This window comes from Kitasatospora sp. NPDC052896 (assembly GCF_044547075.1).
Taxonomy (GTDB): Bacteria; Actinomycetota; Actinomycetes; order Streptomycetales; family Streptomycetaceae; genus Kitasatospora.
The window spans coordinates 516,633-529,715 of record NZ_JBITZU010000001.1; the positions used below are offsets into that span (position 1 = coordinate 516,633).

Annotated in this window: 11 protein-coding genes; 7 read left to right on the plus strand and 4 right to left on the minus strand. The window is 74.8% G+C overall.

Features of this window, described 5'->3' with window-relative positions; all coding sequences use genetic code 11:
* Positions 1 to 23: 23 nt before the first annotated feature.
* Together ACIGXM_RS02385 and ACIGXM_RS02390 are read left to right on the plus strand one after the other, a co-directional pair.
* Positions 24 to 1,181: an acyl-CoA dehydrogenase family protein gene (locus tag ACIGXM_RS02385; protein ID WP_396555957.1), complete on the plus strand. Its 1,158-nt coding sequence runs from the start codon at positions 24 to 26 to the stop codon at positions 1,179 to 1,181.
* A gap of 190 nt (positions 1,182 to 1,371) precedes the next feature.
* A complete protein-coding gene (locus tag ACIGXM_RS02390; protein ID WP_396555959.1) occupies positions 1,372 to 3,105 on the plus strand; it encodes a class I adenylate-forming enzyme family protein in 1,734 nt (577 codons plus the stop codon).
* Here ACIGXM_RS02390 and ACIGXM_RS02395 read toward each other — a convergent pair.
* Complete coding sequence (locus ACIGXM_RS02395; RefSeq protein ID WP_396555961.1) at positions 3,102 to 3,365, minus strand: hypothetical protein; 264 nt, start codon at positions 3,363 to 3,365, stop codon at positions 3,102 to 3,104. The two genes, ACIGXM_RS02390 and ACIGXM_RS02395, sit on opposite strands and share 4 nt — an antisense overlap.
* Positions 3,366 to 3,645: 280 nt before the next feature.
* Between ACIGXM_RS02395 and tatA the strand changes: the two genes are divergently transcribed.
* Positions 3,646 to 3,918, plus strand: coding sequence for a Sec-independent protein translocase subunit TatA (tatA, locus tag ACIGXM_RS02400; protein WP_396555965.1), 273 nt, complete (start codon positions 3,646 to 3,648; stop codon positions 3,916 to 3,918).
* A 156-nt stretch (positions 3,919 to 4,074) separates the two neighbouring features.
* Positions 4,075 to 5,367: a hypothetical protein gene (locus ACIGXM_RS02405; RefSeq protein ID WP_396555967.1), complete on the plus strand. Its 1,293-nt coding sequence runs from the start codon at positions 4,075 to 4,077 to the stop codon at positions 5,365 to 5,367.
* Here the strand turns inward: ACIGXM_RS02405 and ACIGXM_RS02410 are convergent.
* Together ACIGXM_RS02410 and ACIGXM_RS02415 are read right to left on the minus strand one after the other, a co-directional pair.
* The gene (locus ACIGXM_RS02410; RefSeq protein ID WP_396555969.1) at positions 5,351 to 6,121 is read right to left on the minus strand and encodes a response regulator; all 771 of its coding nucleotides are present in this window, start codon (positions 6,119 to 6,121) and stop codon (positions 5,351 to 5,353) included. The two genes, ACIGXM_RS02405 and ACIGXM_RS02410, sit on opposite strands and share 17 nt — an antisense overlap.
* Positions 6,118 to 7,428 (minus strand): sensor histidine kinase, encoded by a 1,311-nt coding sequence (locus ACIGXM_RS02415; protein ID WP_396555971.1) that lies wholly within the window; start codon positions 7,426 to 7,428, stop codon positions 6,118 to 6,120. The genes ACIGXM_RS02410 and ACIGXM_RS02415 overlap by 4 nt, the downstream gene beginning before the upstream one ends.
* Before the next feature lie 650 nt (positions 7,429 to 8,078).
* Here ACIGXM_RS02415 and ACIGXM_RS02420 point away from each other — a divergent pair.
* Positions 8,079 to 8,714 (plus strand): MerR family transcriptional regulator, encoded by a 636-nt coding sequence (locus ACIGXM_RS02420; protein WP_396555973.1) that lies wholly within the window; start codon positions 8,079 to 8,081, stop codon positions 8,712 to 8,714.
* A 14-nt stretch (positions 8,715 to 8,728) separates the two neighbouring features.
* Here ACIGXM_RS02420 and ACIGXM_RS02425 read toward each other — a convergent pair whose 3' ends face one another.
* On the minus strand, positions 8,729 to 10,309 hold the full coding sequence (locus tag ACIGXM_RS02425) for a protein kinase (RefSeq protein ID WP_396555975.1): 1,581 nt from the start codon (positions 10,307 to 10,309) through the stop codon (positions 8,729 to 8,731).
* Between the two features lie 217 nt (positions 10,310 to 10,526).
* On the opposite strand from ACIGXM_RS02425, the gene ACIGXM_RS02430 reads away from it, so the two are divergent.
* Entirely contained in the window at positions 10,527 to 11,465 is a 939-nt protein-coding gene (locus tag ACIGXM_RS02430; protein ID WP_396555977.1) for an ABC transporter ATP-binding protein, read from the plus strand.
* A gap of 267 nt (positions 11,466 to 11,732) precedes the next feature.
* Entirely contained in the window at positions 11,733 to 12,989 is a 1,257-nt protein-coding gene (locus ACIGXM_RS02435; protein WP_396555979.1) for an alpha/beta hydrolase, read from the plus strand.
* Positions 12,990 to 13,083: the final 94 nt, after the last annotated feature.

The following is a 13,083-nucleotide window of genomic DNA, read 5'->3' on the forward strand; positions in this document are numbered from 1 at the left end:
CCTGCGCCGAGAGGAGCGCCACCGTGCGCCGTACCGTGTACAACGAGGACCACGAGGCGTTCCGGAGCACCATCCGGGACTTCATCGCCCGTGAGGTCGTCCCGGTCTACGAGAGCTGGGAGGCCGACGGCCACCCGCCGCGCTCGTTCTACCGGAAGCTGGGCGAGCTGGGCGTCTTCGGCATCGAGGTGCCGGAGGAGTACGGCGGCGCGGGCGAGACCGGCTTCAAGTACCAGGCCGTGATCACCGAGGAGGTCGCCCGGGCGGGCGTCAGCTTCGGCTCCTCAGGGGTGCACACCGGCCTGGTGCTGCCGTACCTGCTGGAGTACGCCAACGAGGAGCAGAAGCGGCGCTGGCTGCCCGGCTTCATGTCCGGCGACATCATGACGGCCATCGCGATGACCGAGCCGGGCACCGGCTCCGACCTGGCCGGGATCACCACCACCGCCAAGCTCTCCGCGGACGGCACGCACTACGTGCTGAACGGCGCCAAGACCTTCATCACCGGCGGCGTGCTGGCCGACCTGGTGCTGGTGGTCTGCCGGACCAGCCCGTACGACCCGGCGAACCGCCGGGCCGGGCTGTCGATCCTCTGCGTGGACACCAGGTCCGAGGGCTACAGCGTCGGCCGCAAGCTCCAGAAGATCGGCCTGCGCACCTCCGACACCGCCGAACTCTCCTTCGCGGACGTCAAGGTGCCGGTGACGGACCTGCTCGGCGAGGAGGGCAAGGCCTTCAGCTACCTGACCCACAACCTGGTGCAGGAACGGCTGGCGATCGCCGTCGGCGCCTACGCGGCGGCCGCGGCGGGCATCGACTTCGCCGTCCAGTACGTCAAGGACCGCAAGGTCTTCGGCCAGCCGGTCTCCGAGTTCCAGAACACCAAGTTCACCCTGGCCGACTGCAAGTCGCAGGTGACCGCGATGCAGGCGGTCGTGGACCAGGCCCTGGAGCTCTACCAGAACGGCGAGTTGACGGTCGCGGACGCCGCCGAGGCGAAGCTGTTCTGCACCGAGGCGGCCTCCGTGGTGATCGACAAGTGCCTCCAGCTGCACGGTGGTTACGGCTACATCCTGGAGTACCCGATCGCCCGGCTCTACACCGACAACCGAGTGTTCCGGATCTACGGCGGGACCAGCGAGGTGATGCGCACCATCATCGCCAAGTCCCTGGGCCTGTAGCCGGGTTCGGCCCTTCGACCCTCGGCCGCCGCGGCGGCCGAGCAGCCGGGCGGGTCCCCCACCGCGCCATGCGCGACCGCCCGGAGGCGGCGGGCCTCCCCCACGGCCCGCCGCCACCCCGTCCCCCCTCCCCCGCCGTCCCCGCACCTCGTCAGGCCCCCGCCGCGCCGCCGCCCCCCGGAGGACGCCCATGACCGGCCCCGCGCCGTCCAGCACTTCGCTCGCCGTCGTCGCCCGGGTGCAGGCCGCGCTCGCGGCGCCCGGCACGCCGTTCGAGACCGTCGAGACCCCGCACGGGCGGCGCTACGTCAACGGGCCGGTCGTGCTGCGGGACCTCCTGGACGCCACCCGCGCCCACGGCGACCGCCCGTTCCTGCGGCTCGGCGACCGGGGCTACACCTTCGCCGAGCACCACGCCGCGGCCGCCGCGCTGGCCCACCGTTGCCTGGAGCACTACGGCCTGCGCCCCGGCGACCGGCTGGCGATCGCCATGCGCAACCTCCCGGAGTGGCAGGTGGCCTTCTGGGCCGCCCAGTTGGCCGGGCTGATCGCGGTGCCACTGAACGCCTGGTGGTCCGCCGAGGAGCTGGGGTACGCGCTGGACGACTGCGCGCCCGGGCTGATCGTGGCCGACGCCGAACGCGCCGAGCGGCTCACCGGCTGGCTGGCCGGGCGGGGCGCCGAGCGGCCGTGGCTGCTGACGGTGGGAGCGGCCGACGACCTCGCGGACGGCGGTCCGGCCGGCGGTCCGAACTCGCGGACCGAGCGGTTCGCCGAGCTGCCGGCCCCCGCGGACGCCGTGGCCGCCCCGGACGTCGCGATCTCGCCCGGGGACGACGCGACCATCATGTACACCTCGGGCACCACCGGCCGGCCCAAGGGCGTGGTGGCCACCCAGGCCGCCTGGTGCGCGGCCGCCGTGAGCCCGCGGTTCTTCGGCGCGACCGCGGCGCTGACCGCCGGCCGCGACCCCGCCCGGGTCCCGCCGCAGACCGCCCTGATGACCTATCCGTTCTTCCACGTGGCCGCCTTCACCGCGCTCTTCCCGCTGATGGCGAACGGCGGGACGGCCGTGCTGATGCGCAGGTGGGACCCGGCCACCGCGCTGGAGCTGATCGCCAGACACACGGTCACCACCTACTACGGCGTCCCGACCACCGCGCTCGGCCTGCTGGACGCCGCCGACCGGGCCGGCGACCCGCTGCCCGGCCTCGCGGTGATCAGCACCGGCGGCGCGGCCGCCCCGCCCGGCCTGGCCCGGCGGATCGCCCGGCGCTTCGCCGGCCGGGTCGAGGCCCGCAACGGCTACGGGCTGACCGAGACCTGCGGCGGGGTGATCGCCAACGTCGGCGCCCGCTACCTGGAGCACCCCGAGCGGGTGGGCCGGCCGGCTCCCGCCCTGGAGGTCCGGATCGCCGGCCCGGCGGGCGAGCCGCTGCCCGAGGGCGCGGTCGGCGAACTGTGGCTGCGCGGGCAGGCGGTCTTCCGCGGCTACTGGAACCAGCCGGAGGCCACCGCGGCCGTGCTCAGCGACGGCTGGTTCCGCACCGGCGACCTGGCCCGGCTGCACGACGGCGAGATCTGCGTGGTCGACCGGCTCAAGGACCTGGTGATCCGCGGCGGCGAGAACGTGTACTGCGTGGAGGTGGAGGGCGTGCTGCAGGACCACCCGGCGGTCGCGGACGCGGCGGTGCTGGGGGTGCCGCACCCGCTGCTCGGTGAGGAGGTCGCTGCGGTGGTCCGGCTGCGCCCGGGCACCCGCGCCGACGCCGGGGAACTGCGCGGGCACGTCGCGGCGCGGCTGGCGGCGTTCAAGGTGCCGGCGCACGTGGTCTTCCGCGGCGAGGCGCTGCCGCGGAACGCGACGGGGAAGGTGCTCAAGCGGCAGCTGCGCGGGGAGGTCCTGGCGGAGCTGCGGGCCTAGTTCGCGGGCGCGGCGTTGCGCCAGGCGTCCAGGCCGGCCTGGGAGGCCGCCCGGGCCTGCGCGAGGGTACGGGCGGCGCGCTCGGCGGGGTGGGTCTCCAGCTGCCGGATCCAGCCCCGGCCCGCGGTGGCCAGTGCCACACCGACCAACGTGGTGCCCAGGAGTCCCGCCACCGCGCCGACCCCGCCGAGCAGCAGCCCGGCGCCGAGCAGCTTCCGGTTCGGCTGGAAGCCGGTGAGGATGTTCTGATTGGTCGTCATGGGCCCACCATCGGCGAGGGCGCCCCGGCCCGCACTCCGGGGAGGTCCGACCGGGCGGTCGGACCGCCGGCCTGACCAGGTGGTTCGGGTAACATTCGGAAGGTAGTGGTTCAGACCACGAAGTAACGGTAAATCCGTGCGGCGAACGGCCGTCACCGGGTCTTTGACCAGCGTTTCCCGACCGGTGTATACGTCCAGCCGCCGGGACAGGCATACTGGCGGTGTCGGGCGGCCCGCCCGGCTGCAACGGCGAGTAAACCGAAGGGACCGGTGGTCAGGGATGTTCCGCAACGGTCTGGAGCCCTGGCACCTCCTGGTGGTGCTGGCTGTCCTCATCCTGCTGTTCGGCTCGAAGAAGCTGCCCGAGATGGCCCGCGGGCTGGGCAAGTCCATGCGCATTCTGAAGGCCGAGACCAAGGCCATGCGTGAGGAGGACACGCCGAGCGCCGGGGGCACGGCCGCCTCGACCGCCACCGAGCAGCCCCGTCCGGCGGTGGAGCCGGTCAACGTCACCAAGGTCGAGGAGACCAGGCCCACCAACACCACGGCCTGAAGCCCGGTCGTCCCGGGCCGCGCAGACCTCCCGAAGCCCCCGCCGTCACCGGACGGCGGGGGCTTCGGTCTGCCCGTCCGGGCGGCCCGGGCACGGTCCGCCCGGGCATAGGCGTTCGAGTGGCCGTCCGGTGCGTCCCGGTGTCTGCTGGCAGGCATGGGCAGCGTCCCCCCGCCACCGAGCGTCCCGCCACCGCCGGCCAGCCCCCCACCGCCCGGGCCGCCGCCGCCCAGCCCCGCCGGGGTCCCCCCGGCCGGAGGGCTGGGCCGTTCGGGCCGGCGCCCCGCCTCGCTGCTGGCCGTGCTGCTGATCGTGCTCGGCTGTCTGGCCCTGCCGCCCGCCCTGGTGGCCTTCTGGACCCGCTACGAGCTGGCCGACCCGGGCCGCTACCTCGCCGCGGTAGCCCCGCTCGCCCAGGACCCGGCGGTCCGCGCCGCCGTCATCGACCGGTCGACCGGAGCCGTCGTGCAGGCCGTGCTCAACAGCTCCGGCGCGACGGGCAGCGTGATCAGCGGGGTGCTGACCGGTCCGCTGACCTCCTTCGTGCAGGGCGAGGTCGCCTCGGTGGTGGACAGCGACACGTTCACCACCATCTGGTTGGAGGTCAACCGCTCGGCGCACGCGGTCTTCGTCCAGCGGGTGACCGGCCAGGGCAACGGTGCGGTGAAGGAGCAGGGCGACCAGGTGACGCTCGACCTGGCGCCGCTGATCGACCAGGTGAAGACCAAGCTGGTGGCCGACGGGCTGTCGATCGCGGCCCAGATCCCGACCGTGCACACCAGCTACGTACTGATCAGCTCCAGCAGCCTGCACACCGCGCGCGCGGTCTTCCGGGCGCTGAGCGCGGTCGGGTACTGGCTGCTGCCCGCGGCGCTGGTCTGCGCGGGGGCGGGGGTGCTGCTGGCGGTCCGGCGACGGCGGGCGCTGGTCGGCGCCGCACTCGGGTTCGCGGCGGCCGCGGTGCTGCTCGGCATCGGCCTGACCGCCGTCCGGGCGTACTACCTCGGCCGGCTGCCCACCGACGTGGACCAGGCCGCCGCCAGCGCGTACTACGAGGCGCTGGTCCGGTTCCTGCGCGCGTCCGCCCGGATCGCCGCCGCGCTCGGCGCGCTGGCCGCGCTGGCCGGCTGGCTGACCGGGCCCGGGCCGCGCGCGACCAGGATCCGCCGGCGCTGGCAGGGGGCGGGTGCCACGGTCCGCCGGGGGGCGGCCAGCGTCGGGCTGCGGCTCGGGCCGGTCGGGCGGCTGATCCACCGTTGCAAGGCCTGGCTGGCCTGGACGGCGGTGCTGGCGGCGGCGCTGATCCTGGTGCTCTGGAGCTACCCGGGCTGGACGGTGGTGCTGGTCCTGGCGGGCGGGCTGCTGGTGGTGCTGGCGCTGCTGGAGGTGCTGGCCGACCCGGGGGACGGTCGGCCGGGGGACCGGGCGGCGGTCAGCCGCCGGGCCTGACGATCCCGGCGCGGTAGGCGTAGCGCACCGCCTGGGCGCGGTCGCGGGCACCGGTCTTCGCGAAGATCCGGTTCACATGGGTCTTCACGGTGGCCTGGCCGAGGTAGAGGCGCTGGGCGATCTCCGTGTTGGAGAGCCCCTCGGCGATCAGCACCAGCACCTCGCGCTCGCGGTCCGTCAGGCCTCCTTCGGCCGCCGGCCCGGGGGACCCCCAGGTGGACGGGGTGACCGTGGTGCCCGCCGCGGCCGTGGGGACCGGTGCGGCGGGCGCGGCAGCCGTGGCGCCCGGCAGCGCGCCGCCGGCGACCGCGGCCACCAGGCGCTGCTGGACCACCGGGTCCATGAACGTCTGCCCGGCGTGCACGGCCCGGATCGCCTCCTCGATCCGCTCCGAGCCGGCGTCCTTGGTCAGGTAGCCCTTGGCGCCGGCCCGCAGCGCGGGGAAGATCGACGCGTCGTCCGCGTAGGTACTGAGGATCAGCACCGGGGTGTCGGGCAGCTGCTCGGCCAGCGCGGCGGTGGCGGCGATGCCGTCCATCACCGGCATCGAGAGGTCCATCAGGACGACGTCCGGCTGGTGCTCCAGCGCGACGGCCAGCGCCTCCGCGCCGTCGGCGGCCAGTGCGACCACCGCCATGCCCTCGTTCAGGCCGACCAGCAGGGCCAGCCCGTCCCGGGTCACCCGCTGGTCGTCGGCGATCACCACTCGGATCACGTCCCCGTCCTCCCTGCCCTCTCCAGCCCGGCTGATCATGCCGGGACCTCCATCACGACCCGCCAGCCCTCGCCGGCCGGCCCGGCGTCGCCGGAGCCACCCACCCTGGCCAGCCGCTCGCGCATGCCGCGCAGGCCGTTCCCGCCGCCCCCGGTACCGCCCGGGCCGGCCGGCAGCGGGCCCCCCGCGCCGCCCGGGCCGTTGGCGACGGTGACCACCAGCCGGTCCGTCCGGTACTCCACGAGCACCTCGGCCGCGGCGCCGCGGCCGTAGCGGGCCACGTTGGTGAGCGCCTCCTGGACGCCCCGGTAGAGCGCGAAGCCCGCCTCGGGCTCGCAGCGGCGCGGCGCGCCGTGGACCTCGAACCGGATGGTCAGGTCGAGGTCCCGGCGGCTGCGCTCGACCAGTGCCGCCAGGTCGTCGAGATCCGGCAGCCGGTCGCCGCGCAGCGCGCCGACCGCCTGCCGAGCCTCCTGCAGCCCCTCCCGGGTCAGCTCGACCGAACGGTCGATGACCTGCTGGAGCAGCGGCGCGACTTGGTCGCGCTCGGCGAGCCGGCGGGCGCCCTCCAGCTGGATCGCCAGCGCGGACAGTGACTGGGCCAGGACGTCGTGCAGCTCCCGGGCGATCCGGGCCCGTTCGGCGCCGGCCGCGGCCCGGGTCTCGGCCTCCCGGGCGTCCTCCAGCTCGGCCAGCAGCAGCTCGGTGCGGTCCTGGCTCTCCCGGCTGCGCCGCATCAGCTCGGCGGTGACCGCGAGCACCAGGCAGAGCAGCACCGCCGCCGCGGCGCTGGCGAGCGGATAGCTGGAGGTCAGCGCCAGCAGCACGGCGAGCGCGGCCACGATCGGCCCGCTGACCAGCCAGGCCGGGCGGGGCGGCAACAGCACGAAGGCGAACATCGCGGCGGCCGCGACCGGGACCTCGGTGAGCCCGCCGGACGGATCCAGGGCGGAGAGGACCAGCCCTCCTCCGCCGAGCAGCAGCACCAGCACCACCCGCCCGGCCGTCCCGAGCCCGGCGGTGCGGCCCAGTCCGGTGACGAACAGCGGGGCCGCGCAGCAGACCAGCGCCAGGAGGACCAGCAGGCCGTGGCCGGTCAGGCCGGGCGGACTGTCGCTGGTCAGGGCACAGGCGAGGATCACCGCGAGCAGCAGCCAGTTGATCGGGCGCAGCCGGTCTCCCTGGCGCCGCTCGCGTTCGCGCACGCGCAGCCTGGCCTCGGTGATCCGGGCGCTCTCGGTGGCGGCCGGCGCACCGATGCCGGCGGTGATCGCGGCGGCCGGGTCGGCGGTGTCGGCGGGCCGTGCCGCCGGCGGTCGGTCCGGGTGCTGCGCTGCGCTCGCCATGTCAGGCAGCTTAGGGATCCGGCGCAGGTGGCGGCCAGCGCCGGCGCCCCAGCGGGCCGGGGCGCTCACGGCCCGACCGGGACGGCCGGCCGGGTCGGGCCGCCGCGAGGGTACGAGGTGTCGTCGTGCATGGCACCAGGGTGCCGCCGATTCCGGCCGCGGTCGTCCGCGTGAAGGTTGATCCGAGGTTGATTCGAGGATCAACCCAAGGGTTGACGCCGCCGCCGGTTCAGAACGTGATCGTCGCGGTGATGGTGACCGACGGCGGCCGCGCGGACGGCACCACCGGGGCATGTTGCCACAGGCCCGGGTGGCGCCGGATGGCTTCGGGGCAGCTTCGGCCCGGCTGCTCCGAGCACTGGAGACGGCGCTGCGCGCCCCCTAGGCTGGGGTCATCGCCGCTGTTCACGGGCGGGGGCAGCGATGCGCCGTGAGTCCGCGGCGTGCCGTGAGCGCCGTCGGTCCGGGGTGTCGATTGTCGAGCTGTCGGTCACCGGGCCGTCGGTGACCGGGTGGCCGATCGCCGTAGGCGTCGATGACCCGGCTGCCGGTCGTCGGGCCGTCATCCATCGGACTGCCGGTCCGCCGGTAGGAGCCACCGGCTCGCGGGCGGGACGCGCCGACCGCGGGCGGGAGAGGAGAGCCGCGCCATGCGGGTCGGGGAGTTGAGCAGCCGGACCGGGATCCCGGTGCCCACGATCAAGTACTACCTGCGCGAGGGGCTGCTTCCGGCGGGCGAGCTGACCTGCCCCAACCAGGCGCAGTACGGCGAGCCGCACATCCGGCGGTTGAAGCTGGTCCGGGCCCTGGTGGACGTCGGCGGCCTGTCGATCGCCGCCGCCCGGCAGGTGCTGGGCGCGCTGGACTCGCCCGACGTCCCGCTGCACACCACGCTCGGCGTCGCACGGCGGGCGGCCGGGCCGCCCGCGCCGGCCGGCCCGTGCCGCAGCGGGCCGAGCTGGCAACGGGCGGTCGACGAGGCCGACGAGTGGCTGCGGCAGCGCGGCTGGCGGGTGGACCCGAACGGTCCGGCCCGCGCCTCGCTGGCCCAACTGCTGCTCACCCTGCGCGAACTGGGGCAGGACGACCTGCTCGGGATGCTGGACGAGTACGCGGCCGCCGCCGAACGGCTGGCGGCGGCCGAGTTGGCGCTGGTCGGCCGGCAACCGGACCCGGACGGGCGGCTACAGGCCGCCGTGCTCGGCACGGTACTGGGCGACACGCTGCTGGTCACGCTGCGGCGGCTGGCCCAGGAGGACGCCTGCCGGCGGGAGTTCGCGGTCTAGTCGACCGAGCCGGGTCAGTTCCCCCCGTTGTCACCGTCGTTGGCGTCGACACTCGCACCGTTCCCCAACGTGCCGATGATCGTGCCCAGTTGGCGCTGCCATCCGCTGCTGGTGGCACCGTCCACCGCGTGCTTCTTGACCAGGTCGCGCACCTGCCGCTGGGCGCCGCGCAGTTGCTGGACGGCATCCTGCGACCTACCGGCGGTGAGCGCGGCGGAGGCCGTGTCCAGCGTCTTGAGCAGCGCGGCCTGACGGTCGGCGGACAGCGCGGACTGGGCCACCTCGGCGCGCAGTGCGGTGAGTTCGGCGCCGGCCCGACCGGCCGGGCCGGCGGTGGTCGGCGCGAGCGGCAGGGCCGGCCCGCCCGGCAGCTGTCCCGGCGCGCCGACCGGCGCCGCACCGGCTCCCGGGGCCCTGCTCGTCGCGGCCGCCGAGGTGCCGGCGGCCGAGCGCGAGCCGACCGGCGTGCCACCGTTCGAACCGGCGAACGCGAAGGCCCCGACCACCACGACGCCGACCAGTCCGGCGGCGCCGAGCAACAGCGCCGGGGTGCGTGAGCGGCGTGGCGCCGGGCCGTCGTCCAGCTGGTACGGTGCGTCCGCCTCCGGCATCGGCGCCATCACCGAGGTCGGCGCGCCGGACGGGCGGAATCCGGCCGGCTGCTGCGGCGGCAGCACGCTGGTCCGGCCCGCGTCCGGGTCGAAGCGGCCGAACCCGTCGCCCTGCACCGGTATCGCCGAGGTCAGCAGCTCGGTGGTGCGGTTGACGGCCCCCGCGACCGGCACCGCCGCGAGCAGCTCGGCCCGGGCCGCGGCGGCGTCCGCCGGTCGGTCCGCGGGCCGCTTCGCCAGCAGCCGCAGCACCGCCGCGTCCAGCGCGGGCGGCACGTCCGGCCGGTGCCGGCTCGGCGCCACCGGCTCCTCGCTGACCTGCTTGAACGCGATGCCGACCGGCGTCTCAGCGGTGAACGGCGGCTCACCGGTGAGCATCTCGACCAGCACGCAGCCCAGCGCGTAGAGGTCGGCCCGGCCGTCCACCTCGGCCGCGGTGGCCTGCTCGGGCGAGAGGTAGGCGGCGGTGCCGAGCACGGTGGCGGTCTGGGTGAGCTGCTGGCCGGAGGCGCTGGCCCGGGCGATGCCGAAGTCGACGACCTTCACCCCGCCGTCGTCGGTGATCATGATGTTGCCCGGCTTGATGTCACGGTGCACCAGGCCGGCCGCGTGGGCCACCTCCAGCGCCTCGCAGACCGCGGCGGCCACCCCGACCGTGCGCTCCACCGGCAGCGGGCCGCCCTCGGCGAGCAACGAGCTGAGCGAGCGGCCGCGGACCAGCTCCATCACGATGTACGCGGAGCCGCCGTCCATGCCGGAGTCGAAGACCATGGCGATCCGTGGGTGCACCAGCATCGCGGCGTGCTGCGCCTCACGGGCGAACCGCTCGGCGAACCGCGGGTCCTCGGCCAGACCGCCGTTGAGCACCTTCACCGCGACCGGGCGGTTCAGCACCCGGTCCACACCGTGCCACACGGTGGCCATGCCACCGACGCCCAGCGCGCCGACGAGTTCGTAGCGGCCGTTCAACGCCCGTCCGATCACGTGGTCCCGCTCCCTGTCCTCGGTCGGCCGGGGCTCCCGCTCGCGCCCGACACCCGGCCATGATCCGGCATCTTCCCTCCGGGCGCGGCGGCGGGGCCGCGCCTCGCCGGCCACCGTACCGAGCCCGGGCCGGGTCTCACAGCCCGGAACGCCGTTCGGACCGGCTGGAGCCGGTGCTAGCGTCGCTGCCACTCCCCCTCTCCCAGGAGGACTTTCGATGACCACCGCGCCGAACTCCGCCGCTCTGGACTCCGCCGGGCCCAATTCCGCCGCACCGCTCGACGCCGGGCCGCTCCTCCACGCCCGGGACGTCGACGTGGTTCGGGACGGGCGCCACCTGCTCCGCTCGATCTCACTGACCATCCGGCCCGGCGAGCACTGGGCGGTGCTCGGCGCCAACGGCGCGGGCAAGAGCACCCTGCTCGCCCTGCTCGGTGCCGTCTCGCACCCCACCCGGGGCGAGGTGCACGTGCTCGGCCGTCGGCTGGGCCGGGTGGATCTGCGCGAACTCCGTTCGTACCTGGGCCATGTGAACCCGCGCCACCCGTTGCGCTCACCGCTCAGCGTGCGCGAGGTGGTGCTGACCGGCCTGACCAACAGCGTCGAGCCCGCGCCGCGTTGGACCCCGCGTGCCGAACAGCTCGCGCGCGCCGACGAGTTGATCGCCACCCTCGGCATGACCGCGCGCTCCGGTGCGCCCTGGACCACGCTCTCCCAGGGCGAGCGCGGCCGTACCCTGATCGCCCGCGCCCTGATGCCCGAGCCACGCCTGCTCCTGCTGGACGAGCCGGCCACCGGCCTCGACCTCACCGCCCGCGAGCAACTCCTCGACAGTCTCGACGAGTTGCGCGAGCGACACCCGGCGCTGGCGAGCGTCCTGGTCACCCACCACCTGGAGGAGCTGCCGACCAGCACCACGCATGCCCTGCTGCTCCGGGACGGCGAGTGCGTGGCGACCGGCGAGGTCGGCGACGTCCTCACCACCGACCTGGTCAGCGCCTGCTTCCGCCACCCCGTCCGGATCACCCGCGAGGACGGTCGCTGGGCCGCCCGCGCGGCGGGGCGACGTACGACGGGGCGAGCCACGACAGGGCGGCGTGCGGCGGGGCGTACGGCGGACCGGCCGGCGGCTCCGCTCGACGGTCTGCCTCGGTAGCCGCCCCCTGGTCGGTCGCTCGCCAGGCCACGCGGGCTCGCGAGGCGTTCCCGGCCTTCGGTCCACCGGACCACCGGGCCGGATGCGCTTCGCCCGGCCGGTGACCGGCGCGACGATCTTCGTGGCGGCCGGTTGGCCGATCGGCGGCGCACCCGACCGGTCTCCGCGACGGCTCGGCGGGTGGATTGACAGGCGAATTAACTAAGTACTTAACTAAGTACTTAGTTAATGCCTCACCGGGCACCCCGTCGAGAGAGGACACCCGTCATGACCGTCCGTTCGACCGGCCAGAGCTGGGCCCTGGACATCGCCCTCGCCCAGGGCGGCTTCGACGCCCTGCACCCGCAGGCGAAGGGCACCCTGGAGCAGCTCGGCCACGACCACACCGACTTCGACAAGGTCTTCGAGCTGGTCCGCAGCGGGGCCATGCTCCCCAAGGCCTGGGCCACCGTGGCCGGACAGGCCGAGGAGCGCGCCGCCCACCACGAGCGCGGCGGCTTCGCGCAGACCGCCGCCGACCTGTACGTGCGCGCCTCGGTGATGTGGGGCCGCGCGCAGTACTCGATCTTCGATGCCACCGATCCGCGCAAGCTCGCCTTCCGCGAGCACGCCAACCACTGCGTGGAGCGCCTGGGCGCGCTGCGCGGCGACCGGGTGCGCCGCGTCGTCCTCGACTTCGAGGGCAAGCAGATCTTCGCCCTCCTCCACCTGCCGGCCGGTGAGGTCAGGAACGCCCCCGCGGTGATCCTCGGGCCGGGGATGGACATGATCAAGGAGGACTACATCCACGCCGCCGAGCGGTACTACACCTCGCGCGGGATCGTCGCCCTCTCCATCGAGGGCCCGGGCCAGGGCGAGACCCGGGCCAACGGACTCACCGTCGACCTCACCAACTACGAGCGGGCGATCAGCCGCTACCTCGACCACCTGGCCTCGCTCCCGGAGGTCGACCCCGCCCGGATCGGCATGTTCGGCATCTCGATGAGCGGCTACTGGGGCTCCCGCGCCGCCGCCACCGACCGCCGGCTCGCCGCACTGGCCGCCTTCGAGGCCGTCACCGGCGACTTCCGGACGATCTTCGAGCGGGCCCAGCCCACCTTCAAGAACAACTACATGTTCATGGCCGGCTACACCGACGAGGACGCCTTCGACCGCGAGCTGGTCGCCCACATGCCGCTGGGCGACCTGGTCCGGGAGATCGCCTGTCCGGTCCTCTACGGCATCGGGGAGTTCGACGAACTCACCGTGCTGGAGCAGGCGCTGGCCAACTACGAGCGGGTCCGCGCGCCCAAGGAGATGCGCGTCTACGCGAACGAGTTCCACCCGCTGGGCGGGGTCGCCGCCGAGGTCTTCCGCTTCGGCGCCGAGTGGGTCGAGCGTGCCCTGAACGGCGAGTTCGCCGAGCCCGGTCGCGACGTGCGCCACTACGTCCACAGCGACGGCCGCACCACCGACGGCACCGCCAACCCCACCTGGTGGCTCGACACCGTCCCGACCCAGATCACCGACGCCCGCCAGGCGTAACGCCACCGACGCCGATCGTCGGGGCGGCGAGCGTGGACGCGCCGCCCCGACGGGGGGAGACCCGACAACCCGACAACCCGCCCCCGCCCGCCCC

Bases quoted from the DNA above. Each gene is read 5' to 3' on its own strand.
- ACIGXM_RS02435 (WP_396555979.1), top strand. From the start codon at position 11,733: ATGACCGTCCGTTCGACCGGCCAGAGCTGGGCCCTGGACATCGCCCTC.
- ACIGXM_RS02395 (WP_396555961.1), bottom strand. From the start codon at position 3,365: ATGACGACCAATCAGAACATCCTCACCGGCTTCCAGCCGAACCGGAAG.
- ACIGXM_RS02420 (WP_396555973.1), top strand. From the start codon at position 8,079: ATGCGGGTCGGGGAGTTGAGCAGCCGGACCGGGATCCCGGTGCCCACG.
- ACIGXM_RS02410 (WP_396555969.1), bottom strand. From the start codon at position 6,121: ATGATCAGCCGGGCTGGAGAGGGCAGGGAGGACGGGGACGTGATCCGA.
- ACIGXM_RS02430 (WP_396555977.1), top strand. From the start codon at position 10,527: ATGACCACCGCGCCGAACTCCGCCGCTCTGGACTCCGCCGGGCCCAAT.
- ACIGXM_RS02415 (WP_396555971.1), bottom strand. From the start codon at position 7,428: ATGGCGAGCGCAGCGCAGCACCCGGACCGACCGCCGGCGGCACGGCCC.
- ACIGXM_RS02390 (WP_396555959.1), top strand. From the start codon at position 1,372: ATGACCGGCCCCGCGCCGTCCAGCACTTCGCTCGCCGTCGTCGCCCGG.
- tatA (WP_396555965.1), top strand. From the start codon at position 3,646: ATGTTCCGCAACGGTCTGGAGCCCTGGCACCTCCTGGTGGTGCTGGCT.
- ACIGXM_RS02405 (WP_396555967.1), top strand. From the start codon at position 4,075: ATGGGCAGCGTCCCCCCGCCACCGAGCGTCCCGCCACCGCCGGCCAGC.